The sequence below is a fragment of the Aquifex pyrophilus genome (assembly GCF_054656935.1).
Genome location: NZ_BAAHXJ010000012.1, coordinates 97,617 through 120,422 on the forward strand (window position 1 = coordinate 97,617; position 22,806 = coordinate 120,422).

The 22,806-nt window shown below is 47.7% G+C and carries 29 protein-coding genes; 8 read left to right on the forward strand and 21 right to left on the reverse strand.

All coding sequences use genetic code 11. From position 1 onward, the window contains the following. From hypE to rplT, 3 genes are read right to left on the reverse strand one after another with little or no spacing between them, the layout of a single operon-like run. Nucleotides 1-999, reverse strand: a complete 999-nt coding sequence (gene hypE, locus ACYQZ0_RS07690; protein WP_459776012.1) for a hydrogenase expression/formation protein HypE — start codon at nt 997-999, stop codon at nt 1-3. Between the two features lie 10 nt (nt 1,000-1,009). Then, nucleotides 1,010-2,026 carry a phenylalanine--tRNA ligase subunit alpha gene (gene pheS, locus ACYQZ0_RS07695; protein WP_459776013.1) on the reverse strand — a complete coding sequence of 339 codons (1,017 nt, stop codon included), beginning with the start codon at nt 2,024-2,026 and terminating at the stop codon, nt 1,010-1,012. Beyond that, on the reverse strand, nt 2,026-2,382 hold the full coding sequence (rplT, locus tag ACYQZ0_RS07700; protein ID WP_459776014.1) for a 50S ribosomal protein L20: 357 nt from the start codon (nt 2,380-2,382) through the stop codon (nt 2,026-2,028). Before rplT ends, pheS begins: the two co-directional genes overlap by 1 nt. A 62-nt stretch (nt 2,383-2,444) precedes the next feature. Here rplT and pheA point away from each other — a divergent pair, with 62 nt between their 5' ends. Further along, the gene (gene pheA / locus ACYQZ0_RS07705; protein ID WP_459776039.1) at nt 2,445-3,536 is read left to right on the forward strand and encodes a prephenate dehydratase; all 1,092 of its coding nucleotides are present in this window, start codon (nt 2,445-2,447) and stop codon (nt 3,534-3,536) included. Here pheA and leuC read toward each other — a convergent pair. After that, nucleotides 3,533-4,831 carry a 3-isopropylmalate dehydratase large subunit gene (gene leuC / locus ACYQZ0_RS07710; protein WP_459776015.1) on the reverse strand — a complete coding sequence of 433 codons (1,299 nt, stop codon included), beginning with the start codon at nt 4,829-4,831 and terminating at the stop codon, nt 3,533-3,535. The two genes, pheA and leuC, sit on opposite strands and share 4 nt — an antisense overlap. A 1-nt stretch (nt 4,832) precedes the next feature. Further along, complete coding sequence (ftsH, locus tag ACYQZ0_RS07715) at nt 4,833-6,743, reverse strand: ATP-dependent zinc metalloprotease FtsH (protein WP_459776016.1); 1,911 nt, start codon at nt 6,741-6,743, stop codon at nt 4,833-4,835. A gap of 72 nt (nt 6,744-6,815) precedes the next feature. Here ftsH and ACYQZ0_RS07720 point away from each other — a divergent pair, with 72 nt between their 5' ends. Together ACYQZ0_RS07720 and ACYQZ0_RS07725 are read left to right on the forward strand one after the other, a co-directional pair. Beyond that, nucleotides 6,816-8,036: a bifunctional 3,4-dihydroxy-2-butanone-4-phosphate synthase/GTP cyclohydrolase II gene (locus ACYQZ0_RS07720; RefSeq protein ID WP_459776017.1), complete on the forward strand. Its 1,221-nt coding sequence runs from the start codon at nt 6,816-6,818 to the stop codon at nt 8,034-8,036. 10 nt (nt 8,037-8,046) lie between these two features. After that, nucleotides 8,047-8,835 (forward strand): Gfo/Idh/MocA family oxidoreductase, encoded by a 789-nt coding sequence (locus tag ACYQZ0_RS07725; protein ID WP_459776018.1) that lies wholly within the window; start codon nt 8,047-8,049, stop codon nt 8,833-8,835. On the opposite strand, the gene ACYQZ0_RS07730 is transcribed toward ACYQZ0_RS07725, so the two are convergent. Then, nucleotides 8,832-9,506: a methyltransferase gene (locus ACYQZ0_RS07730; protein ID WP_459776019.1), complete on the reverse strand. Its 675-nt coding sequence runs from the start codon at nt 9,504-9,506 to the stop codon at nt 8,832-8,834. The two genes, ACYQZ0_RS07725 and ACYQZ0_RS07730, sit on opposite strands and share 4 nt — an antisense overlap. A 32-nt stretch (nt 9,507-9,538) precedes the next feature. On the opposite strand from ACYQZ0_RS07730, the gene pdo reads away from it, so the two are divergent. From pdo to thrB, 4 genes are read left to right on the forward strand one after another with little or no spacing between them, the layout of a single operon-like run. Next, nucleotides 9,539-10,228 (forward strand): protein disulfide oxidoreductase, encoded by a 690-nt coding sequence (gene pdo / locus ACYQZ0_RS07735; protein ID WP_459776020.1) that lies wholly within the window; start codon nt 9,539-9,541, stop codon nt 10,226-10,228. Beyond that, nucleotides 10,225-11,058: an acetyl-CoA carboxylase, carboxyltransferase subunit beta gene (gene accD, locus ACYQZ0_RS07740; protein ID WP_459776021.1), complete on the forward strand. Its 834-nt coding sequence runs from the start codon at nt 10,225-10,227 to the stop codon at nt 11,056-11,058. The genes pdo and accD overlap by 4 nt, the downstream gene beginning before the upstream one ends. 44 nt (nt 11,059-11,102) lie before the next feature. Beyond that, complete coding sequence (locus ACYQZ0_RS07745) at nt 11,103-11,330, forward strand: hypothetical protein (RefSeq protein ID WP_459776022.1); 228 nt, start codon at nt 11,103-11,105, stop codon at nt 11,328-11,330. Between the two features lie 9 nt (nt 11,331-11,339). Then, nucleotides 11,340-12,230 carry a homoserine kinase gene (thrB, locus tag ACYQZ0_RS07750; RefSeq protein ID WP_459776023.1) on the forward strand — a complete coding sequence of 297 codons (891 nt, stop codon included), beginning with the start codon at nt 11,340-11,342 and terminating at the stop codon, nt 12,228-12,230. Here thrB and tgt read toward each other — a convergent pair. Together tgt and ACYQZ0_RS07760 are read right to left on the reverse strand one after the other, a co-directional pair. Beyond that, a complete protein-coding gene (gene tgt, locus ACYQZ0_RS07755) occupies nt 12,214-13,350 on the reverse strand; it encodes a tRNA guanosine(34) transglycosylase Tgt (RefSeq protein ID WP_459776024.1) in 1,137 nt (378 codons plus the stop codon). The two genes, thrB and tgt, sit on opposite strands and share 17 nt — an antisense overlap. 13 nt (nt 13,351-13,363) lie before the next feature. After that, on the reverse strand, nt 13,364-14,854 hold the full coding sequence (locus tag ACYQZ0_RS07760; protein ID WP_459776025.1) for a putative bifunctional diguanylate cyclase/phosphodiesterase: 1,491 nt from the start codon (nt 14,852-14,854) through the stop codon (nt 13,364-13,366). Between the two features lie 219 nt (nt 14,855-15,073). On the opposite strand from ACYQZ0_RS07760, the gene ACYQZ0_RS07765 reads away from it, so the two are divergent. After that, nucleotides 15,074-15,298, forward strand: coding sequence for a hypothetical protein (locus ACYQZ0_RS07765; protein ID WP_459776026.1), 225 nt, complete (start codon nt 15,074-15,076; stop codon nt 15,296-15,298). On the opposite strand, the gene aroD is transcribed toward ACYQZ0_RS07765, so the two are convergent. The 13 genes from aroD to tuf all read right to left on the reverse strand — a co-directional run. Continuing rightward, complete coding sequence (gene aroD, locus ACYQZ0_RS07770; protein ID WP_459776027.1) at nt 15,289-15,942, reverse strand: type I 3-dehydroquinate dehydratase; 654 nt, start codon at nt 15,940-15,942, stop codon at nt 15,289-15,291. The two genes, ACYQZ0_RS07765 and aroD, sit on opposite strands and share 10 nt — an antisense overlap. Then, nucleotides 15,943-16,263, reverse strand: coding sequence for a 30S ribosomal protein S17 (gene rpsQ, locus ACYQZ0_RS07775; protein ID WP_459776028.1), 321 nt, complete (start codon nt 16,261-16,263; stop codon nt 15,943-15,945). Continuing rightward, nucleotides 16,263-16,484 carry a 50S ribosomal protein L29 gene (rpmC, locus tag ACYQZ0_RS07780; RefSeq protein ID WP_459776029.1) on the reverse strand — a complete coding sequence of 74 codons (222 nt, stop codon included), beginning with the start codon at nt 16,482-16,484 and terminating at the stop codon, nt 16,263-16,265. The genes rpsQ and rpmC overlap by 1 nt, the downstream gene beginning before the upstream one ends. An 11-nt stretch (nt 16,485-16,495) precedes the next feature. After that, nucleotides 16,496-16,924 carry a 50S ribosomal protein L16 gene (rplP, locus tag ACYQZ0_RS07785; protein ID WP_459776030.1) on the reverse strand — a complete coding sequence of 143 codons (429 nt, stop codon included), beginning with the start codon at nt 16,922-16,924 and terminating at the stop codon, nt 16,496-16,498. Nucleotides 16,925-16,927: 3 nt separating this feature from the next. Beyond that, the gene (gene rpsC, locus ACYQZ0_RS07790) at nt 16,928-17,623 is read right to left on the reverse strand and encodes a 30S ribosomal protein S3 (RefSeq protein ID WP_459776031.1); all 696 of its coding nucleotides are present in this window, start codon (nt 17,621-17,623) and stop codon (nt 16,928-16,930) included. A 2-nt stretch (nt 17,624-17,625) separates the two neighbouring features. Then, nucleotides 17,626-18,027: a 50S ribosomal protein L22 gene (rplV, locus tag ACYQZ0_RS07795; protein ID WP_459776032.1), complete on the reverse strand. Its 402-nt coding sequence runs from the start codon at nt 18,025-18,027 to the stop codon at nt 17,626-17,628. 11 nt (nt 18,028-18,038) lie between these two features. Next, nucleotides 18,039-18,314 (reverse strand): 30S ribosomal protein S19, encoded by a 276-nt coding sequence (rpsS, locus tag ACYQZ0_RS07800; protein WP_459776040.1) that lies wholly within the window; start codon nt 18,312-18,314, stop codon nt 18,039-18,041. Between the two features lie 398 nt (nt 18,315-18,712). Further along, nucleotides 18,713-19,627 (reverse strand): 50S ribosomal protein L2, encoded by a 915-nt coding sequence (gene rplB / locus ACYQZ0_RS07805; protein ID WP_459776033.1) that lies wholly within the window; start codon nt 19,625-19,627, stop codon nt 18,713-18,715. A 10-nt stretch (nt 19,628-19,637) separates the two neighbouring features. Next, nucleotides 19,638-19,949, reverse strand: a complete 312-nt coding sequence (gene rplW / locus ACYQZ0_RS07810) for a 50S ribosomal protein L23 (RefSeq protein WP_459776034.1) — start codon at nt 19,947-19,949, stop codon at nt 19,638-19,640. A gap of 1 nt (nt 19,950) precedes the next feature. Continuing rightward, on the reverse strand, nt 19,951-20,550 hold the full coding sequence (rplD, locus tag ACYQZ0_RS07815) for a 50S ribosomal protein L4 (RefSeq protein ID WP_459776035.1): 600 nt from the start codon (nt 20,548-20,550) through the stop codon (nt 19,951-19,953). Continuing rightward, a complete protein-coding gene (gene rplC, locus ACYQZ0_RS07820; protein WP_459776036.1) occupies nt 20,547-21,272 on the reverse strand; it encodes a 50S ribosomal protein L3 in 726 nt (241 codons plus the stop codon). Before rplC ends, rplD begins: the two co-directional genes overlap by 4 nt. Before the next feature lie 4 nt (nt 21,273-21,276). Continuing rightward, the gene (gene rpsJ / locus ACYQZ0_RS07825; RefSeq protein WP_459776037.1) at nt 21,277-21,591 is read right to left on the reverse strand and encodes a 30S ribosomal protein S10; all 315 of its coding nucleotides are present in this window, start codon (nt 21,589-21,591) and stop codon (nt 21,277-21,279) included. An 11-nt stretch (nt 21,592-21,602) separates the two neighbouring features. Continuing rightward, nucleotides 21,603-22,806: elongation factor Tu (gene tuf, locus ACYQZ0_RS07830; RefSeq protein WP_459776038.1), on the reverse strand; the 1,204-nt coding region annotated here is incomplete at its 5' end.

Consider the following 22,806-nt stretch of genomic DNA (forward strand, 5'->3'; position numbering starts at 1 on the left):
TTAGCATATACGTGGTAAAAGTTCTCCAGAAGGAGCTTCCATAATCCTCTTCACGCCGTAAGGTGTATTTATGACCACCTTCGGACTCCCCTTCTTAACGACCCTTCCTATGATTTGAGCATCCTTTCCCTCTTCCGTTGAGCGTAAAATTTCAAGAACTTTTTCCGCATCCTCCTTCTTTACCGCAATCACGACCATGCCCTCGTTTGCGAGATGGAAAGGTTCAAATCCGAGGAGCTCACACAATCCCCTCACAGCATCTTTTACGGGAATGCTTTCTTCCTCGACTTCTATCTCAACACCAGACTGGTTGGCCCACTCGTTCAGAACAGCGGAAAGTCCTCCCCTCGTTGCGTCCCTCATCGCGTGAACGCGGGCACCGCTTGATAAAACCTTCTCTATCATACCCCATAAGCTCTTACAATCGCTCTCAATGGGAACGTCAAACTCAAGACCCTCCCTTTCCGCAAGTATGCAGGCCCCATGGTCCCCCACGTTTCCCGAAACGATTATTACGTCTCCCTCCTCAAGGTTGTGAGCGGAAAGTCCCTCGTAAAGAACCTCGCCTATTCCCGAACAGCTTATAAAGAGCTTGTCCGCAGCACCCTTCGGAACAACCTTCGTATCCCCCGCAACGACCTTTATACCGCTCTTTTTTGCCTCCTCCTTCATTGACCTTACAACTTCCTCAAGCTCCTCAAAGGGAAGACCCTCCTCAATTATGAATGAAACGGACATGTATAGGGGCCTTGCACCCATAACGGAAAGGTCGTTTACCGTTCCCGCAACCGCAAGCTTTCCGATATTCCCTCCCTTGAAGAATATTGGTGAGACCGTGAAGGCGTCCGTCGTAAAGGCTATCTTTCTTGCCGTTGTAAGTATTGATGCGTCTTCAAGCCTGTCGAGTATCTCGTTTGAGAAGTGCTTTAAAAAGAGGTTCTTTATGAGCTTCTGGGTTTCCTCTCCTCCGCTTCCGTGTGAGAGAAGTATCTTACGCATAAGGTTAAATTTAGAAAAACTGCCTTATAAATCTAAGGTCGTTCTCGTAAAAGAGTTTTATGTTGTCTATTCCGTAAAGGAGCATCGCAAGCCTCTCAACACCCATGCCGAAGGCGAATCCCTGATAAATCTCCGTATCTATACCGCAGTTCTCAAGAACCTTCGGGTGAACCATACCGCAACCCATAACCTCAAGCCATCCCGTTTCCTTGCAAACCCTGCAACCTTCCTGATTGCATATAACACATCCTATATCAACCTCCGCGGAAGGCTCGGTAAAGGGGAAGTAAGAGGTTCTGAACCTCACGGGTAAATCGGTCTCAAAGAACCTCCTTAAAAACTCCTCAATAACGTATTTCATATGCCTGAAGTTCGCATACTCGTTTACGACGAGTCCCTCAACCTGGTGGAACATTGGTGAGTGGGTTGGGTCGTCGTCCCTTCTGTAAACCTTCCCGGGTGCTATCATCTGTATGGGGGGCTTCTTCTTCAACATAGTTCTTATCTGAACGGGTGAGGTGTGGGTTCTCAGGAGGTATCCTTCTTTATTCACGTAAAAGGTGTCCTGCATATCCCTTGCGGGGTGTTCCTTGGGAATGTTCAGAAGGTCAAAGTTATACTCCTCAAGCTCAATCTCCGGCCCCTCCTCAACTTCAAATCCCATTCCCTTGAATATCTCCTTTATCCTCTCAAGGGTTATCGTTATGGGATGGAGGGAGCCGACAACTCTTTCAGGCGGAACGGTGAGGTCAACCCACTCGCCCTTTAACTTCTCCTCAAGCTCCCTTCTCTTTAACTCCTCTTCCTTTTCCCTGAACAGCTTTTCCGCAAACTCCTTAAGCTCGTTTACCTTTTTCCCGTATTCCCTTCTGAGCTCCGGAGGAACTTCCTTTATCTTCTTTAAAAGCTCCTTTACAACCCCTTTGCTCCCGAGATACTTAGACTTAATATCCCTCAGCTCTTTTAAGGAAGAGACAGAAGAAAGAAGGGAGCGTATCTCTTCCTTAATTTTTTCTATGTTTTCCATTACTGAACCTGAAGGGCTTCCTTAACCTTTCCTACAATCTGTTCAAAGGCCTGGGGGTCCCTAACTGCCATATCCGCGAGAATCTTTCTGTCAAGCTCTATTCCCGCCTTCTTGAGTCCGTTTATAAAGGTGCTGTAGTTAAGCCCGTAGGCCCTCACCGCAGCGTTTATCCTCGCTATCCATAGCCTCCTGAACTCCCTCTTCCTGAGCTTCCTGTCCCTGTACTGGTAGTAAAGGGCCCTCATTACCGCTTCTTTTGCCCTTCTGTATGATCTGCTTCTCTGTCCCCTGTATCCCTTTGCGAGCTTCAGAATCTTCTTTTTCTTTCTCCTTGATGACGGTCCTTTAACTCTCATTCCTTTCCTCCTTTTACGAGAAAAAGTATTTTAACACATTTATGATAAATTTTTCTTTGAGCATGGAGGAGCTTAAAAAACTGAGGGAAGAGATAGACAGGATAGACGAGGAAATACTTAAACTCCTTAACAGAAGGGCGGAGCTCGCAAAAAAGATAGGAGAGATAAAGACAAAGAGAAACCTCCCCATTCACGTTCCCGAGAGGGAGAGGGAGATATTTGAGAAACTCCTCAAGCTGAATAAAGAGATTTACGGTGAGCGGTTCCCGAGCGAGGCTCTAATCCACATATACAGAGAGGTAATATCCGCATGCCTCTCCCTTGAGAAGAGGCTAAAGATAGCTTACTTAGGTCCTAAGGCGACCTTCACCCACCAAGCGGCCCTTGAGTTTTTCGGCTTCTCCGCTCAGTTCGTTCCCTGTAGCACCATAAAGGACGTATTCACCGAGGTTGAGACAAAAAGAGCTGACTACGGAGTTGTTCCCGTGGAAAACACCATAGAGGGAGTCGTTAACTACACCCTTGATATGTTCCTCACGAGCGATGTAAAGATATCGGGGGAGATAGTTATCCCCATAACCCTTCATCTTCTCTCTTCCTCCGACAGCCTTGAGAACATAAAAAAGGTTTACTCCCACAGGATGGCAATAGCCCAGTGCAGAAACTGGATAGAGAGAAACCTTCCGAACGCTCAGGTGATAGAGGTTGAGAGCACCGCAAAGGCTTGCGAGATTGTCCTTGAGAACGAAGATGCGGGAGCTATAGCTTCCGAAGTAGCCGCCTACACATACCATCTGAACATACTTGCAAAAAACATACATGACACGGGGGACAACTACACGAGATTCCTCGTAATATCTAAAAGGGACCTAAAGCCCACGGGAAGGGATAAAACGAGCCTCCTTTTCGGCGTGAAAGACGAGCCCGGAGCTCTTTATAAAGCCCTTGAGGTCTTCTACAGGCATGGAATAAATCTTACTAAGATAGAGTCAAGGCCTTCAAAAAAGAAGGCTTGGGATTACGTTTTCTTCGTTGACCTGGAAGGACACAGGGAGGAAGAAAAGGTAAAGAAAGCTCTGAAGGAGCTGAAGGAAAAAACCCAGTTCCTTAAGGTTCTCGGTTCTTACCCCCGTGCCCTTCAAAGTGAGTCTTAAACTTCCGCGAGGGCTTCCGCCTTCACGACCTCGTCGGGGTGAGCTATTCTTCCCATTATCGCGCTTGCAGCAACCACAGCCGGATTTGCGAGGTAGGACTCGCTCTTGGGGTGTCCCATCCTTCCGGGGAAGTTCCTGTTTGAGGTAGATATACATCTCTCGCCTTCCGCGAGAACCCCCATATGTCCACCGAGGCAGGGACCGCAGGTTGACGTGGAAATTACACATCCCGCTTCCATGAATATGTCTATGAGTCCCTCCTTCATAGCCTGCTTGTAAACGCCCTTTGATGCGGGAATGACTATACACCTTACGTAAGGGTGGACCTTTTTGCCCTGCTTTAATGCAGCCTCAAACACCTTTGCTGCGAGTCTGAGGTCCTCAATTCTCCCGTTTGTGCATGAACCTATAAATGCCTGGTCTATCGTTATGTGGGTTGACTCGGAAACGGGGTGAACGTTTGAAGGCAGGTAAGGCCATGCAACAAGGGGTTCTATCTTTGAAGCGTCCCACTCATAAACGGAGTGATACTCCGCGTCGGGGTCGCTCTGGTAAATCTTCCAAGGTTTTTGCGCCCTTTCCTTAACGTATTCTATCGTCTTTTCGTCGGGAGCTATTATCCCGCTCTTTCCTCCAGCTTCTATAGCCATATTCGTTATCGTTAACCTCTGTTCCATTGAAAGGTTTCTTATCGTCTCACCTTCAAACTCCATAGCCCTGTAGAGGGCTCCGTCAACGCCTATCTGCCCTATCGTGTAAAGGATTAGGTCCTTACCCGTTACCCAGGGCTGGAGATTTCCGTAAAAGATGAACTTCATACTTTCTGGGACTCTTAGCCATACCTCTCCCGTTGCCATAGCGTAAGCTATATCGGTAGAACCCACGCCCGTAGCGAAAGCCCCCAGTGCTCCGTATGTGCAGGTATGGGAGTCCGCTCCAACTACGAGGTCTCCCGGAACAACGAGACCCTTTTCAGGTAGGAGTGCATGCTCTATACCTTCACCTTCTTCAAAGAACCACTTAATACCGTGCTTCTTTACGAAGTCCCTCACTATCTTTGCCTGTTCCGCCGATTTTATGTCTTTCGCGGGGACGAAGTGGGAAAGGACGAGGGCTATCTTCTCGGGGTCAAAAACCTTATCTATACCGTATTTCTCAAGTATCTTTATCGCGAGGGGAGCGGTAACATCGTTAGCCATAGCGAGGTCTATCTTTGCGGTTATCAGCTCCCCGGGATGAACCTCCTTCTTACCCGCGTGCTCCGCTAAAATCTTTTCGGTTATAGTCATACCCATCTCAGGCTACCTCCTCCTTAACAACCTTTTCAGATTTTTTAACTTCCTTATTTTCCTCAGATTTCTTATCCTTGTCAAAGATTTCCTCTTTCTTACACTTGTCCTTCAGCTCAATGCCGTAAAGCTTGAACACCTCAACGAACTCCTCACAGGTTATCGTCTCCTTCTCAAGAAGCTTCTTCACAACCGCCCTTAAAGGCTCCTTATACTGCTCAACTATAGACTTAGCCTTTTCGTAAGCCTCCGTTATTATCCTCTTTACCTCGTCGTCAATCTCCCTGAGGAGGTCGGGGCTCGTATCAACGGATGTCGTCATTCCACCGAGGAAGGGATTAGCAACTCTTCTTATAGCTATGGGACCTACCTTCTCACTCATACCCCACATGGAGACCATCCTGTAAGCGAGGTCCGTAGCCCTCTGGAGGTCGTTTTCCGCTCCCGTTGTTATTCCATCTTTTCCGAAGAAAACCTCCTCAGCAGCCCTTCCCCCGAGGAGGACGAGAATCTTGTTCATTAGGTCCTTCTTGTCGTATATGTGCTTATCCTCTATGGGAAGCTGCTGGGTTACGCCGAGAGCCATACCCCTCGGGATAATGGATATCTTGTGAACCTTGTCATCATCGTCCGAAACGAGCCCCATGAGTGCATGTCCCGCCTCGTGTATCGCTATCTTCTCCTTTTCCTTCGGAGATATAGTCATTCCCTTTCTCTCAAGACCCATCGTAATCCTGTCAAGGGCTTCCTCTATCTCCTCCATCGTTATCTCCTTCTTTCCTTTTCTTGCGGCGAGAAGTGCGGCCTCGTTCAGGAGGTTCTCAAGGTCAGCCCCCGTAAATCCGGGTGTTGCCCTCGCTATCCACTCAAGGTCAACGTCCTTGGCGAGCTTCTTATTTCTTGCGTGAACCTTAAGTATCTCATACCTTCCCCTGACGTCTGGCTTGGGTATGAATATCTGCCTGTCAAACCTTCCCGGTCTCAGGAGTGCTGGGTCCAAAATGTCGGGCCTGTTCGTCGCGGCTATAACGATAATTCCGTCGGAAGTGTCAAATCCGTCCATCTCAACGAGGAGCTGGTTCAGGGTTTGCTCTCTCTCGTCGTGGCCTCCGCCTATGTTTATAGCTCCCCTTGACCTTCCCACTGCGTCTATCTCGTCTATGAAGATTATGCAGGGGGCGTGCTTCTTGGCCGTTTCAAAGAGGTCCCTTACCCTCGCAGCACCCACACCTACGAACATCTCAACGAAGTCTGAACCCGAAACGGAGATAAAGGGAACGTGTGCCTCACCCGCTATAGCCTTAGCAAGAAGCGTCTTTCCAACTCCGGGCTCCCCGTACAGGAGAACGCCTTTAGGAGGTCTTCCTCCAAGCTTCTGGAACTTGACGGGGTCCTTCAGATACTCAATTATCTCCTTGACCTCTTCTTTGACCTCGTCTATTCCCGCAACGTCGTTAAAGGTAACCTTCGGCTTTTCCTCTATGTAGAGCTTTGCCCTGCTCTTTCCGAAGTTAAAAGCCCTCGTTGCGTTTGCCCCTCCCGACATCTGCCTGAGTATGAGTATCCATATGCCTATGAAGAGGAGAATGGGAAGCCAGGAGAGGAATACGTTGAGTATCCATCCTCCGGGCGGTTCGGGATTGCTCACTTCAACCCTTACTCCTTTCTCAACCATCTTATCAACGAGGTTCGTATTCGGGGGAAGGCTTACCTCAAGCTTCTGACCGTCCTTCGTCTGAACAACTACCGTATTCCCCTTTACCTCCGCGTAGGAGACCTTTCCCTCCTCCACAAGCTTAACGAGCTCGTTCAGGGATACCTTTGTGGTAAAATCTCTTTTAGTCTCAAAGAGGTTGAATGCCAAAATAGCAGCTCCGATAATAACAATCCATACGAACAAGTTTTTCAGTGCGTTCATCTACCTCCTCCTGAAGGATAATAAAAAAATAATTAAGGTGAAAAACCTTTTCAATACCATAAATTATTTCTCATGGGGCAAGAGCAGGAATTCAAGTTCAACACCGTTGAGGAAGCCATAGAAGACATAAGAAGGGGGAAGATGGTTATAGTCGTTGACGACCCCGACAGAGAGAACGAGGGAGACCTCGTGATGGCCGCCGAAAAGGTGACCCCCGAGGCCATAAACTTCATGGCCAAATACGGAAGGGGGTTAATATGCCTTTCCTTAACTCCCGAGAGGTGTGAAGAGCTTGACCTCCATCCCATGACTCCTATGAACACGGACCCCAAGGGAACTTACTTCTGTGTCTCAATAGATGCTCACCCCAAGCACGGAACCACTACGGGCATATCCGCATACGATAGAGCTATAACGATAAAACTCGCCATATCCCCCGATGCGAAGCCCTCCGACTTTGTGAGACCCGGCCACGTATTTCCGCTAAAGGCAAGACCCGGTGGAGTTCTTGAGAGGGCCGGACACACCGAGGCATCCGTTGACCTCGCAAGGCTTGCGGGGCTCTATCCTGCGGGAGTCATATGCGAGATAATGAAGGACGACGGGACCATGGCGAGACTCCCCGACCTTATGGAGTTCGCAAAGAAGCATAACCTTAAGATAATAACGATTGCGGACCTCATAAAATACAGGCTCAGGAAGGAAACACTGGTTGAGAGAGTTGCAACCGCACACCTGCCTACACCCTGGGGCGTTTTCAAGATTCACGCATACAGGCACAAGCTCACGGGTAGCGAGCAGGTAGCCCTCACCATGGGAGAGTGGAGGGAAGACGAGCCCGTTCTCGTGAGGGTTCACTCGGAGTGTTTGACTGGGGACGTTTTCCGTTCCTTCAGGTGTGACTGCAGACCCCAGCTTGAGAAAGCCCTTGAGATGATAGCGAAGGAGGGAAAGGGCGTTCTCGTCTATATCCTCGGACACGAGGGAAGGGGAATAGGCATAGCGAACAAGATAAAGGCCTACGAGCTTCAGGAAAAGGGGTATGATACCGTTGAGGCAAATGAGAAACTGGGATATCCCCCCGATTTAAGGGATTACGGAATAGGTGCTCAGATACTGAGAGACCTCGGGGTAAGGAAGATGAAGCTTATGACGAACAATCCGAGAAAGATAGTGGCCCTTGAGGGATTCGGGCTTGAGGTAGTTGACCGCGTTCCCATAAAGATAGAACCGAACGAGCACAACAGGGTTTACCTCCAGGTGAAAAAAGACAAGCTCGGCCACCTCTTTTAAAATCTTCTTTATGCACATACTCCTCGTAGGCCTCGGAAATATGGGACTGAAGTATCTCAGAAAGCTTGAGGAACTCGGTTTAAAGCCCGTTTTGTGCGACAGAGACCCCGGAAAAGCGAATGGTAAAAAAGATTACCCCTTTTACTGCCATGTAGGAGACGTTAAGGAGGAGGTAAGCCACGCGATAATAGCGATAAATCCCGAGGAACACGTAAAGGTTGCGAAGGAGCTTTTAAGGAAAGGTGTTAAGGTTCTCCTTGAGAAGCCCCCGGCCAGAACGAGCGAAGAATTTTCCGAGATATACGAAAATCCCAACCTTGAGATATCGGAGATAGAGCTTTACTCGGAAGCTGTTAAGAACTTCCCCCATAACGTTGAGCCTAAAAAAATACTCATAGAGAGACTGAATAAGGGAAGGGGATACATAAATCCCCTCTGGGACCTCGCCTGGCACGACCTTTATATACTCCAGTATCTTTTCGGAAAGGTTGAGGTTGAGGAGCTTAAAAAAGGTAAGGTCTGGGAATTATCGGGAAGGGTAAGAAACGTTTCCTTCAGGCTAAGGGTAGCGTGGGAGTATCCCGAACAGATAAGGAGATGGGTCGTAAAGACGGATAAGGGAGACCTGATTATGGATTTCTCAAAGGAGGAACTTACTTTCGGGAGCGTTAGAAGAAGCAGGCTTTACGGGGATAAACTGAGGGAGATGGTTCAGGACTTCGTTGAAGGAGTGAGAAGGGAAGGGAGCAGGGAAAGAGCCATGGAGAACCTGAAAATCCTTGAAAGTCTAAAGGTTTAACTCTCCCTTTCAGCGGTTATTACAACGTTTTTGGGTGAGATTACCTTCTTATCCCTCTTTATCCTAACCTTTAAATCCTGGGAGAACTTATCCTTCAGATAACAGCACCAGCCCTCGTAAACACCAAGCTCGTCTATTATGAACTGGTATTTCTCCCTCGGGAACTTCCCCTCACAGCAGGGCATAAGAACCGCAAGCTTTACGTTATCATACCTGTTCACGAGTTCTATAAATCTTTCCGATAAATCCCTGCAGAGGTGTATTCCCGTCAGGATAACCTTCTCTCCCGCATCCCTAACGAGCTTTTCAAACTCCTCACTCATTATGTCCATATTTATGAACTCAACGTTCTTCAAATACTTCAGGTGTTCCCTGTCCGCTCCCTCGTCTATATCAACCGAAATGACTTTGGTCTTCGGGTGCATGAGTCCGACGAGGGTCGTGAGAAATCCCTTTCCCGAACAGGCGTCTATGACGACGTGGGAGGGGTCCCTTATGAGAAGGTCCTTTATCCTCTCCCTTACAGCCATAGCCTCGCTCACTTCCTTCCAGAAGGTGTTCTTTCTCCTGAGCTTCCTGAACTCGGGCCTCTCGTTTATGAGCTTGGCTATCCTCAACTTCTTAAAGCTCTGGACATATGAGCTTCTTTCAACGGTCGTAGCTTCTGCCATCAATAATAAGATATTAATAAGGAGGTTAGCAAATGCTACTGAACTTGGAGGTAAGAACCCAGTTAAAGGATTTGGCTCAGAAGGAGTTTAAAGAACCCGTAAGTATAAAGCTCTTCTCCCAGGCAATAGGTTGTGAGTCCTGCCAGACCGCCGAGGAACTCCTAAAGGAGACCGTTGATGTTATCGGTGAGGCGGTAGGAAAGGATAAGATAAAGCTTGAAATACTCTCACCTTTCGTAAATAAGGAAGAGGTTGAGAAATACCAAATAGACAGAGTTCCCACCATAGTTATAGAGGGGGACAAAGATTACGGGATAAGGTATATCGGACTTCCCGCAGGCCTTGAGTTTACAACCCTTATAAACGGCATATTCCACGTTTCCCAGAGAAAGCCCCAGCTTTCCGATAAGACGATAGAGCTCCTAAAAGAGATAGACATCCCCATAGAGATATGGGTTTTCGTTACGACTTCCTGCGGATACTGCCCAGCCGCAGCGGTTATGTCCTGGGACTTCGCACTCGTAAGCGATTACATAACCTCAAAGGTTATAGACGCTTCGGAAAATCAGGATTTGGCGGAGCAGTTCCAAGTAGTCGGAGTTCCTAAGATAGTTATTAACAGGGGTGTGGCGGAGTTCGTAGGAGCCCAGCCCGAGAACGCCTTCCTCGGCTACGTCATGGCTGTATACGAGAAGCTAAAAAGGGAACAGGAAAGTAAATGAAGCTTTTCAAGTTTTTTAAGAAGAAGAAAGAAGAGCTTTTATGGACCAAGTGTCCCAACTGCAAAAGTCTTCTTTACGTTCCGGACCTTGAGAGAAACCTCAAAGTGTGTCCAAACTGTGATTATCACTTTACGCTGACAGCAAGGGAGAGGATTAAATTCACCCTTGACGAGGAGGAGACGGAGTTTCTCTTTGAGGATATACTCCCCGCGGACCCCCTTAACTTCAAAGACACAAAGAGCTACAAGGACAGACTTAAAAAAGCCCAGGAGGAGACGGGATTAACGGAAGCCATAGTTATAACCGAAGGCCATATAAAGGGGAAAAAGGTTATTCTCGCGGTTATGGACTTTAATTTCATAGGGGGAAGCATGGGCTCCGTCGTGGGGGAGAGGTTCTTCAGGGCATGCGAGAGGGCGGCGGAGACGGGAACGCCCCTGGTCTCCTTTGCCGCCTCGGGCGGTGCAAGAATGCAGGAGGGCATACTCTCCCTGATGCAGATGGCGAAAACCACCTTCGGTGTGGGACTTTTAAAGGAAAAGGGAGTTCCCTACATAAGCGTTCTTACAAATCCCACGATGGGAGGAGTTTCCGCAAGCTTCGCCTTTCTCGGGGATGTAATAATAGCAGAACCGAAAGCGTTAATAGGTTTTGCGGGTCCCCGTGTGATTGAGCAAACCATAAAGCAGAAGCTACCCGAGGGATTCCAGACCGCGGAATTTCTCCTTGAGAAGGGACAGATAGACATGGTTGTTCACAGAAGGGATATGAAGGATACCCTCTCCTATCTCCTTGAGGTCCTTCACTACTCCGAGAAGTGTTCTCTCTGACCCCCGTCATTTCCCGTCCTTAAACTTCCCCTATCTTTCTGGTTATGGATAACCTTTACGAGCTTGCGGTAAACTTCGGAAGGTTTATAGCGGAAAGGGACGAGATTCACGTTGATGAAATAGATGAGGAAGCGGTTCAGAAAGCCCTTGAGGAGTTCATAAGACAGGTTCTCAAAGGGAAGAGCCTGAGCGATGAGGAGCTTTCCCTCGTTCAGGTGGCCCTTGAGGAGGGCATGTATGACGGGGCAACGGTGAACGAGATGGAAGGCTAAAATAACCTTATGATAAAAATTGCAGTTCCCGCCACAACGACCAATTTCGGGAGCGGGTTTGACGCCTTCGGCCTTGCCCTCGATTTAAAAAATATTTTCTATATAGAACCTTCCGATAAGTATGAGATAACCGTTGAGGGCTTCTCCGAGGGAATACCGAGGGACGAGGACAATCTTTTTATAAAGGTTTGCAAGAGGGTTTTTGAGTTCTTAGGAGAGAGAGAAGTTCCCATACAGCTTCACCAGGTTAACAGAGTTCCCCCTGCAAGGGGGCTTGGCTCTTCCGCGACCGCCATAGTCGGGGCTATTGAGGGAGCTTTAAGAGTTATAGGAAAGAGCTTGAGTCTTGAAGAGAAATTAAGGATAGCCTTTGAGTTTGAACCCCATCCCGATAACATTCTTCCCGCATTCGTGGGAGGCTTCACGGTTTGTGCGACCAACGGAAAAGTAATATACAAAAAGCTAACCTTCCCCGAAGAGCTGAAGCTCATCTTCTTCATACCCTCATACGAGGTTAAAACCTCCGACGCGAGGAATGTCCTTCCGAAGGACGTTCCCTTAAAAGACGCGGTCTTCAACCTCCAGCGTTCCGCTCTATTTGTTACCGCACTTATTACAAGGGATTTCGCTCTTCTTAGAGAAGCGGTAAGGGACAGACTTCACCAGCCCTATAGAAAAAAACTCGTTAAGGGATTTGAGGATGCTGTGGAAATATCTTACGAACTCGGTTCCCTTGCCACATTTTTGAGCGGAGCGGGACCCACAATCTGCTCAATAACTCAGGAAAACGAAGAAATTATAAAAGAGAAGGTAAGGGAAACCATTGAGAAAGCCTGCGGTTGTGAGGTTGAGACAAAAATCCTGAGGGCGAGCAACGAAGGCGTTAAAGTTTACGGCTGACTTTTTCTATATAACTTTTCTTAAGCTCTAAAAATCTATCCTCTTCTATAGCTTTTCTTATCTCCTCCATCATCTTTAAGTAAAACCTGAGGTTGTGAATCGTGTTCAGAACGTATGAGGAAATCTCTTCCGATACGAATAAATGCCTCAGGTAAGCCTTAGAAAAGTTCCTGCAGGTGTAGCAGTCGCACTCCGGGTCAAGGGGGGTGAAGTCCTCCTTCCACTTTGAGTGTCTTATGTCAATAACGCCTTGGGAGGTGTAAAGTGTTCCCGTTCTTGCGTTTCTCGTAGGAACAACGCAGTCAAACATATCAACACCTCTCTCAACCGCGTTAAGGATATCCTCCGGCTTACCCACACCCATTAAATACCTCGGTTTTTCCTCGGGAAGGAGTTCACACACAACTTCCGTCATCTCATACATTATCTCCTTTGGTTCTCCTACCGAAAGACCCCCTATTGAGTATCCGAAAAGAAATTTATCAAACTCAATTGTTCTCTTAACCGCTTCCCTCCTCAGGTCCTCCCAGAAGGCACCTTGAACTATCCCGAATAGGGCCTGGTCCTCCCTCTTCTTTGCCCTTATGCTCCTTTCAAGCCACCTTATCGTTCTCCCGAGGGCCTCTTTTGCGTATTCCTTAGTCGTAGGATACTCAACGCACTCGTCAAGAGGCATGATTATATCCGAGCCGAATATCTCCTGAATCTCTATAACCCTTTCGGGCGTAAAGAAGTGCCTGTCTCCCTGAAGATGGTCCTGAAACTCAACTCCCTCCTCCGTTATCCTCACCTTTGCCTTCCTGTTTCCGAACCTCCCCTTTGCAAGAGAGAAGACCTGATAACCTCCGCTGTCCGTGAGTATGGGCTTGTTCCAGCCTATAAACCCGTGAAGCCCTCCCGCCTTTTTTATGATATCGGTCCCGGGCCTCAGGTATAGGTGGTATGTGTTTCCGAGAATTATCTGAGTTCCTATCTCCTCAAGGAGCTTGTGTATCATGGCCTTGACCGTCCCCTGCGTTCCCACGGGCATGAAAACGGGAGTTTCTATAACGCCGTGAGGAGTGTAAAGCCTTCCCCTTCTCGCCTTTCCGTCCTTCTTTATGAGGTGGAAGCGAAACATAAACCAAATGATACTAAAGGTTTTTCTCAAGGAGCTTTATAAACTCCTCCTCGGGAACGGGCTTTGAGAAGTAATACCCCTGTCCGTAGTCGCAACCGAGCTCCCTTAAAACCTCAAGCTGTTCCTTGGTTTCTATGCCTTCCGCAACGGTTTTAAGGTTAAAGGTCTTCGCGAGGAGTATTATTGCCTTCACCATTTTAAGGTCATCTTCATCCTTCGGCAGGTTTCTTATGAAGGAAATATCAATCTTAAGAGCGTATGCGGGAATCCTTTTCAGGTAAGAAAGGGAGGCGTATTTCGTCCCGAAGTCGTCTATGTATATCCTTATCCCTAGCTCAGTTATCTTCTCAAGAAGCTTTATCGCATTCTCGGGATTTTCCATAATGGCTCCTTCCGTGACTTCAAACTCAAGGAGATTAACGACATCTTTACAGTCCTTGAGTTTGCTTTCAATATCCCTGAAGAAGGTTTCGCTCCTTAACTGAACGGGGGACAGGTTTACCGCTATGGGAATGGAAACACCTTTCTTTTTCAAATTCTTCAGGAAGTTGCATGCTTCTTCAAGAACCCACAGCCCGACATCGTGAATGAGTAAGCTCTCCTCAAGCAACGGGATAAACTTGTTGGGGGGTATAACCTCACTTCCCTTTATCCACCTAATCAAGGCCTCCGCTCCGATTATTTTTTCGCTTTTCAGGTCCACCTTCGGTTGATAAAGAAGCCTGAACTCCTTTTCCCTTATAGCCCTTATGAGCTCACTCCTGATTAATACCCTCTCCCTTGCCCTTTCCTCTATGTTATCCTCCTTTTTCACAGCTATTACGAATGTATTTCCGCCGAGTTCCTTTGCTTCCCTTAGGGAACGAAGTGCGAACGTGTATATCTCTTCGGGAGAAGAAAAGTCCTCAGAAACCTCAACCCCGCCCGCGGAAAAGGTGATGTATATACTCCTTCCGTTAATCTCGTAAGGATTTAAGGACAAGGCATCCATAACCTTCTTCAGAAATTCCTGAAGGGGCTTACTTTCCTTTGGGAGGAGCATACCGAACTCGTCATTCGTAATCCTTGCGGTAAAATACCCGAAACTGCTCAGCCTTCTTGCGACTTCCTTCAGTATCCTGTTTCCCGCCTCAAAGCCGAAGGCCGTATTTATCTCGTGGAAGTTATCTATATCAACGAGGACCAAAGCCTTAAGCCTTCTTTCCTTCATAAGTTTTCTTAACTTCTCAAAGAAGCTGAACCGGTTCGGAAGCCCGGTAATCCTATCGGTAAACTGCGCTTTGCCTTTTTCCTTTAATCTGTTTAAAGCGAAGGCAAGGTCATTCGCAACCTCATAAAGAAGAACCAATTCCTCATTGCTGAATTCATCACCCTTTTCCTTGGCAACGGTGAGGAAGTAATCATCGTCCAGAGGAATGCAAATGGATTCATCTTCCGGAGTCAGCTCCCCCTTTTCAAAAAGGGCTTTCCCCTCCTTCTTAAAGATACCCGCGTATTTGAACACCTCGGAGGTAAGCACCTTTACGGTTTCCTTGAATATTTCCTCCAAGGAACAGTTGCTTGTAATCAGGTTATTTATTTCGCTTAAAGTTTTGTAAAGTTTTCCTTCCATATATATTTTCCCCTCAATTTAAATTTACAGCATTTTATAGAATTTTCCAGAATAAATATTACAGAAAACTTCCGTAAAAAGTCGTATCATAAAATACAAGGAAGGTGATTTTTGAAAAAGAAAACTTACGTCTTTGACGAAGAAACGTTAAGAGTTTTATCCGAGCTAAAGAAAAAGCTTGGTAAAAAGGAAGTTCGTATAATCAAGGAAGCTTTAATGTATTACTACGAAAAGCTTATGGGTGAAAGCCTTGAAGAAAGAATAAAACACATTGAGAACAAGATAAGGGAGCTTGAACTGAGGGTTAAGAGACTTGAGGAGAAAAATCAGCCGTAAAGGAGTTCTTTTAGCTTAACCATCTCCTCAAGGGGAATCTGGCCGGGTGCGAAGGACTTTCCGAGGGATGCGTAAGTTATTACCGAACCGAAGATGTAGCCCGCAATCCTTGAAACCCTTCCGTAATCTCCCATCGCTATAACTATCTTTTCTCCCTCTACCTGTCTGGCTATACATAAGAGTCTCGCAACGTCCTCGTAGGAGTTTGCCTTTACTGCTATCTTCGGTATGCCTCCGAACCTGTATCCTTCCCTCAAAACCTCCCTTATTATCCAGTTGGGGGGAGTGAGCTCAAAGTTGTGATAGGAGATTATGAGCTTTCCCTTCCCGTCAAGGAGGGTGTGAAGCTTTACGATTAAGCTCCTCTGGGAGAGTTCAACGTCGGTGTAGTCGCTCAAGGGAGCGAGCTTCTCAAATATCTCCTCCCTGTTTTTAACCTCTTTCCCTCCCTCCTCGGGTATCCTCACGGTGAGTATGGTTTTAAAGCCGAGCTCCTTAGCTTCAAGGAGCTTCTCCTTTACGTAATCAACCGAAGTGTCCGAAAACTGGTCAACCCTTAGCTCAACTACATCCGCTCCCTTTTCCTTTGCTTCTTTAACCTTTTCTGAAAAGTCCTTATCGTCAAGGGGAACGGCTATCAGCATTTACTTCTGCTCTTCCTGCTGTTTTGCTATCTCTTCCTCGGGTCTCCTTGCCCTCTGGAGAATCTTTACCACAACCCATCTCTTTGTCTTTGAGAGAGGTCTCGTTTCCCTAATCATAACGATATCCCCGACCCTGCACTCATTGTGCTCGTCGTGGGCGTGATACTTCTTACTCTTTACTATGTGCTTACCGTAAAGGGGGTGGGGAACTCTTCTGTCAACCTTTACCACAACGGTTTTATCCATCTTATCGCTCACAACAACACCTACGAGGTGTTTTCTTTTTTCATGCCACTTCTTTTCCTTCTTTTGCTCCGTCATCACTGCTCACCTCTCAGCTGCTTTTCCCTTATAACCGTTAAGACCCTGGCTATGTTTCTCTTAACCTTTCTCATCTCCATTGGATTTTCAAGCCCCTGAACCTGCTTCTTGAAGCGAAGCCTAAGAAGCTCCATCTTGAGTTCATCAAGGAGTTCTTCAAGCTCCTTTATGCTCTTTTTTCTTATATCCTCAAGGAACTTCTTTCTCTCCCTTTCCCACATGGCTTTCCACCTCAATACTTAAAAGTAAACTCTCCGTATTTCACGAGTCTTACAGGTATGGGAAGTTTTGATGCTGCTATCCTGAAGGCTTCCTGTGCAACCTCTTCAGGAACACCCGTGAACTCAAAGAGTATCCTTCCGGGCTTTACCACAGCAACGAATCCTTCGGGGTCACCCTTTCCGCCACCCATTCTTACTTCGTTAGGTTTCTTCGTATATGGCTTGTCGGGGAATATCCTTATCCATACCTTTGCACCTTTCTTTAAGCTTCTAACGAGGGCTACCCTCACGGCTTCTATCTGTTGCTGGGTAATCCAAGCACGGTCAAGAGCCTGTATTCCGTATTCACCGAAAGCGAGCTTATTACCCCTGAAGGCCTTACCCTTAAGGGTTCCCCTTCTCTGCTTTCTCCATCTTACCTTTTTCGGCTGGAGATACATCTCTTAACCCTCCTTTGCAGCCTGCTTTATTTCTTCCTCTATCTTCTTGAGAATTTCCTCTTTACCGCCCTTGAGAACGTCTCCCTTGTATATCCAAACCTTTACGCTGAGAATTCCGTATTTTGTGTAAGCGGTTGCAAATCCGTAATCTATGTCCGCCCTGAGAGTCTGGAGGGGCATCCTTCCCACGAGGAACCACTCCTTCCTTGCTAGCTCCGCTCCTCCTATCCTTCCCTTAACCTGAACCTTTACTCCCTTTGCTCCCGCCTTAAGCGCGTTATCAATGGCCCTTTTCATAGCCCTTCTGTGGGATACCCTTCTCTCTATCTGGAGGGCTATATCCTCCGCTACGAGCTGGGCATCAAGCTCGGGAACCTTAACCTCAAGAACTGAGATGCTTATCTCCTTTCCGGGAAGCATTCTCTCTATCGTTTTCTTAAGTCTGTCAACTTCCTGCCCTCTTCTTCCGATAACTATTGCGGGCTTTGCGGTATGTATCTTTATCCTTACCTTATCAACAATTCTCTCTATCTCAACCTTGGATACACCCGCAACCTTATACCTCTTCTTTATGTAGTTCTTTATCTTCAGGTCTTCGTGAAGGAGCTTTGCGTAATCCTTTTTGGGTGCGTACCACTTTGAAGGCCAGTCCTTAATAACGCCCAGTCTGAAGCCTATCGGGTGCGTTTTCTGACCCATGCTTACTCTTCCTCCTTACCTTCGGGCTTTTCCTCTAAAACTATTGTAATATGGGACAACCTCTTCCTCACCATCGTAGCCCTTCCGTGAGCTCTCGGTATCCACTTCTTGAGTATGGGACCCCTGTCCGCAACCGCCTTCTTAATGTAAAGCCTGTCAAGGTCTAAGCCCTTCTGTTCCGCGTTTGCTATCGCACTCTTGAGAAGCTTTTCCGCAATCCTCGCAGCCCTTTTAGGTATCACCTTGAGAAGGTAAAGGGCTTCTCCTACATCCTTTCCGTGAATCTCCCTAAGAACGAGCCTTGCCTTCAGAGGAGATATGTGGGCGTACCTCAGTATGGCTATAGCCTGGTTCGGCTTGTAACCTTCCCTCTGGGATTTGTCCTTTATCTTAAGCTGTCCCATGGCTTCTCACCTCACTTCTTCTTAACGACCTTTGCGGTTTTATCGGGGTGTCCCTTGAAGGTTCTCGTGGGTGCAAACTCCCCGAGCTTGTGTCCCACCATATCCTGGGTTATGTAAACGGGTATGAAGGTCTTTCCGTTGTGAACCGCTATGGTGTGTCCAACGAACTCAGGTATTATCGTCGTAGCCCTTGAGTAGGTTCTCACGACCTTTCTCTCTCCGGCCTCGTTCATCTTCCTTATTCTCATCCACAGCTTCGGGTCAACGTAAGCCTTCTTCTCGGTCATCTGTTTATACTGAGCGTATATCTCCTCGTATTTCCTTACCCTGTTCGTTATTATCTCAAGGGCCCTTACTTCGGACTGAACCCTGTTCACCTCTCTGATAAGTTCCTTAAGCTGTTCGTCTCCTTCCGCCTCTATCTTAGGCTTTCCTTTGTGGGCTTCCCTGAGTTGCTTTTTCAGGTTTTCAAGAACCTGTTTTCTCTCTTCAAGGAGTTCCTCAAGGTCTCTTAGGCTCGTCTTTCCCTTAAGGAGTTCAAAAGAACCGTATCTCTTTATAGCTTCCCTCACGAGCTTATAAGCCCTCTGGAGTTTTTTGTAAAGCCTGTAATACTCCTCAGGGTTTTCTATTAACCTGTTTCTTTTGTTCCAAGCACCTTTAAATCCCATCTCTCAGTCCTCCTTTATAAGGGCTTTCCGTCCCTTCTCGTCACGATAAACTTATCGGAGTACTTCTTACCCCTTCTCGTCTTGTATCCCTTCGTCTTCCATCCCCAGGGGGATTCGGGATGCTTACCCCTCGTTCTACCTTCACCACCACCGTGGGGGTGGTCAACAGGGTTCATTGCGGTTCCCCTGGTGTGGGGTCTCCATCCGAGCCACCTTGCCCTTCCCGCCTTTCCGAGCTTAACGAGCTCGTGTTCCGCAAGCCCTACCCTTCCTATCGTGGCCATGCACCTCTCGTGAATCATCCTCACCTCACCCGAGGGCATTCTCACGAGGACGTATCCCTTCTTCGTTGACCTTCCGAGAACCTGGGCCCAGGTTCCCGCAGCCCTCGCTATCTGACCTCCCTTTCCGGGCATAAACTCTATGTTGTGAATAATCGTTCCCTCGGGTATGTATTTGAGAGGCATAGCGTTTCCGGGCTTTATCTCGGGAAGGGGCTTTCCCGCTTCCGCATCCTCCCAGCTTATTGACATAACCGTGTCCCCTACCTTGAGACCCTCGGGCCAGATGATATACCTCTTCTCACCGTCAGCGTAATGGAGAAGACATATCCTCGCACTTCTAAAGGGGTCATACTCTATGGAAACTACCTTTGCGGGAACTAAGCTCTTATCCCTCTTGAAGTCTATAATTCTGTAAAGCTTTTTATGTCCTCCTCCCCTGTGCCTTGCGGTTATGTTTCCCCTCTGTCTTGACCTTCCCTTAGCCCTGTGCCACCACTTTAACAGGGATTTTTCGGGCTCAACCTTGTTCTTCTTTACGAGAACGAGTTCCTTACCCTTTCTTACTAACTTCTCTATTTCCTCAAAGTCGTAAAGGACCGCGTGCCTCGTTCCGTTTGTTACGGGCTTTAATTTTCTAACACCCATCTCTTACACCTCACTTCTGAGCAAACTCAAGGATGTCTATTTTATACCCCTTCTCAAGGGTGACTATCGCCTTCTTCCACTTCTTCGTCGTTCCATACTGCCTGAACCTGTTCCAGACCCTCTTTTTCTTTGGTTTTACTATCATCGTGTTTACCTTTTTCACCTTTACGTTAAAGAGTTTCTCAACCGCTTCCTTTATCTCGGGCTTTGAGGCATCAAGGGCGACTTCAAAGGTGTATTTGTTGTAGTCCTCCATAAGCCTGTTGCTCTTTTCCGTGATTATGGGCCTTATCAGTATTTCCCAGGGCTTTCTCTGACTCATCTTACGCCTCCACCTTCTTGTATATTCTGTCAAGGCATTCCTTATGAATTACGAGTTTATTAGCCCATAGAACGTCGTAAACGTTTAAGCCTTCGGGAAGTAAAACCCTAACGTTCTGCAGATTTCTGAAGGACTTATAAAGAACTTCGTTCTTTTCGGGAATGACGATTAAGACCTTTTCCTTATCAACCCCGAGGTTTTTAAGAAACTCAACTGCTTTCTTCGTTTTGGGCTGTTCTCCCAAATCTATGTTATCAACGAAGATTATGGCGTCATTCTGAGCCTTGTCCGATAAGGCCATCTTAAGCCCGAGCTTCCTTACCTTCTTGGGAAGGGGATACTCGTAATCCCTGGGCTTAGGTCCGTGGGCTACACCGCCTCCCACGAATATGTTTACGCCCCTCTCACCGTGTCTCGCATTACCCGTTCCCTTCTGGGGAAGTATCTTCCTGCCCGAGTAGGCTACCTCTCCCCTCGTCTTCGTTGAGTGGGTTCCCTGCCTTCTCTTTGCGAGTTGCCACTTTACAACTTCCCATAAAACGTGTTTCTTAACCTTTACGTTAAATACGTCGTCCCTTACCTCAACGTCTCCTATCTTCATGACTCGGCCACCTCTGTAGATTCTTCCTTAACAAGGTTCTCAACTATAAACTGGAGTCTCTTCTGCTTTAGCTTCTGGCTCTTTCTGTATGCTATCGTTGACTGCTCAACAACAACTATACCTTTATTGTGTCCGGGAACAGAGCCTTTTACGAGTATTGCGTTTTCCTCGGGAAGAACGTCAACCACGAAAAGACCCTGAACCCTCACAGGCTTCGCTCCGTAGTGTCCGGGCATCTTCTTACCCTTCCATACCCTTCCCGGGTCCGTTCTCTGTCCTATCGCACCTACCGCCCTGTGGTATCTGTGTCCGTGGGACCTGGGAAATCCCGCAAAGTCCCATCTCTTCATAACACCTGCAAAGCCCCTACCCTTTGATATTCCCCATACGTCAACGAGGTCACCGGGTTTGAAAACGTCTTGAACTCTCAGCTCTTGTCCGGACTTGAACTCTTCGGGATTATCAACCCTGAACTCCCAGAGCCTTCTCAGAAGGGGGACGCCGTGTTTTTTGAAGTGGCCTATAAGGGGCTTTGTGAGGTGCTTCTCCTTTGCCTCGTAAGCACCAACCTGAAGGGCGTTATACCCGTCCTTGGTGTTCACGGACTTTACCTGAACCACGTAGTTCACAGGGAACTTTATAACGGTAACGGGAATTGCGGTCCCGTCCTTCAGAAGAACGCGTGTCATTCCTACCTTTTCACCAATCAATCCCAGAGGCATCTCTCTAACCCCTCATCTTTACTTCTACGTCAACACCCGCGGGAAGGTTTATCTCCATTAGGGCTTCTATCGTCTGGGGAGTGAACCTCGTTATGTCTATTATCCTTGAGAACTCCCTTATCTCAAAGTGCTCCCTTGACTGGTCAAACTTGTGGGGTGAACGGAGAACGCACCACTTCCTCTTTCTCGTGGGAAGGGGAATGGGGCCCCTCACGACACCGCCCGTTCTCTTAACCGTCTCTATTATCTGTTTAACCGATTGGTCCAAAACCCTGTGGTCAAAGGCCTTAAGCTTTATCCTTATTTTCTCCTGCTCCATCTTCAGACTCCTCAGTCAAGGATTTTGGTAACGACACCAGCACCTACAGTCCTTCCACCTTCCCTTATCGCAAACCTCAGCCCTTCCTCCAACGCCACAGGCGCTATAAGCTCTACCTCAAGCTCTACGTTATCCCCGGGCATCACCATCTCAACGCCTTCAGGTAGCTTCACTACAGTTCCCGTAACATCAGCAGTCCTGAAGTAAAACTGTGGTCTGTAGTTCACAAAGAAAGGCGTGTGCCTTCCTCCTTCCTCCTTGCTAAGGACGTATACCTGTGCCCTGAACTTCCTGTGGGCCTTCACGCTCCCGGGCTGGGCAAGCACCTGTCCCCTCTCCACATCGTCCTTCCCTACTCCCCTCAGAAGAACTCCGATATTGTCTCCGGGAAGCGCCTCATCAAGCACCTTCCTGAACATCTCTATGGACGTTGCTACAGTCTTTAAGGGCTCTTCTCTGAGTCCTACTATCTCTACCTCATCTCCAGGCCTCAACACGCCTCTTTCCACTCTTCCTGTTACAACCGTTCCACGTCCCGATATACTGAACACGTCTTCTATGGGCATGAGGAAGGGCTTGTCAACCTCTCTCTCAGGTGTCGGTATGTACTCGTCCATCGCGTTCAGAAGTTCCTTTATGCTTTCTACCCACTTTCCGGGAGAGTTTTGTTCAAGCTCCTGAAGGGCTCCCAGAGCGGAACCTCTTATTACGGGAACTTCATCTCCGGGATACTCGTATTTGCTGAGAAGCTCTCTCACTTCAAGCTCAACGAGCTCAAGGAGCTCTTCGTCGTCAACCATATCACACTTGTTCATGAAAACGACTATGTAGGGAACGTTAACCTGTCTTGCGAGAAGGACGTGTTCTCTGGTTTGGGGCATCGGGCCGTCAGCTGCGGAAACCACGAGTATAGCCCCGTCCATCTGGGCCGCACCGGTAATCATGTTCTTGATGTAGTCCGCGTGTCCGGGGCAGTCAACGTGTGCGTAGTGTCTCTTAGCGGTTTCGTACTCAACGTGAGTGATGTTTATGGTTATACCTCTTTCTTTTTCTTCTGGAGCTTTGTCAATTTCTTCGTATTTGAAGCACTTAGCTTTACCACCTTCAACGAGTCCTGCTGCGAGAACGCATGTTATAGCTGATGTAAGCGTAGATTTTCCGTGGTCAACGTGACCTATGGTACCCACGTTTACGTGTTCTTTTGTCCTCTCAAAC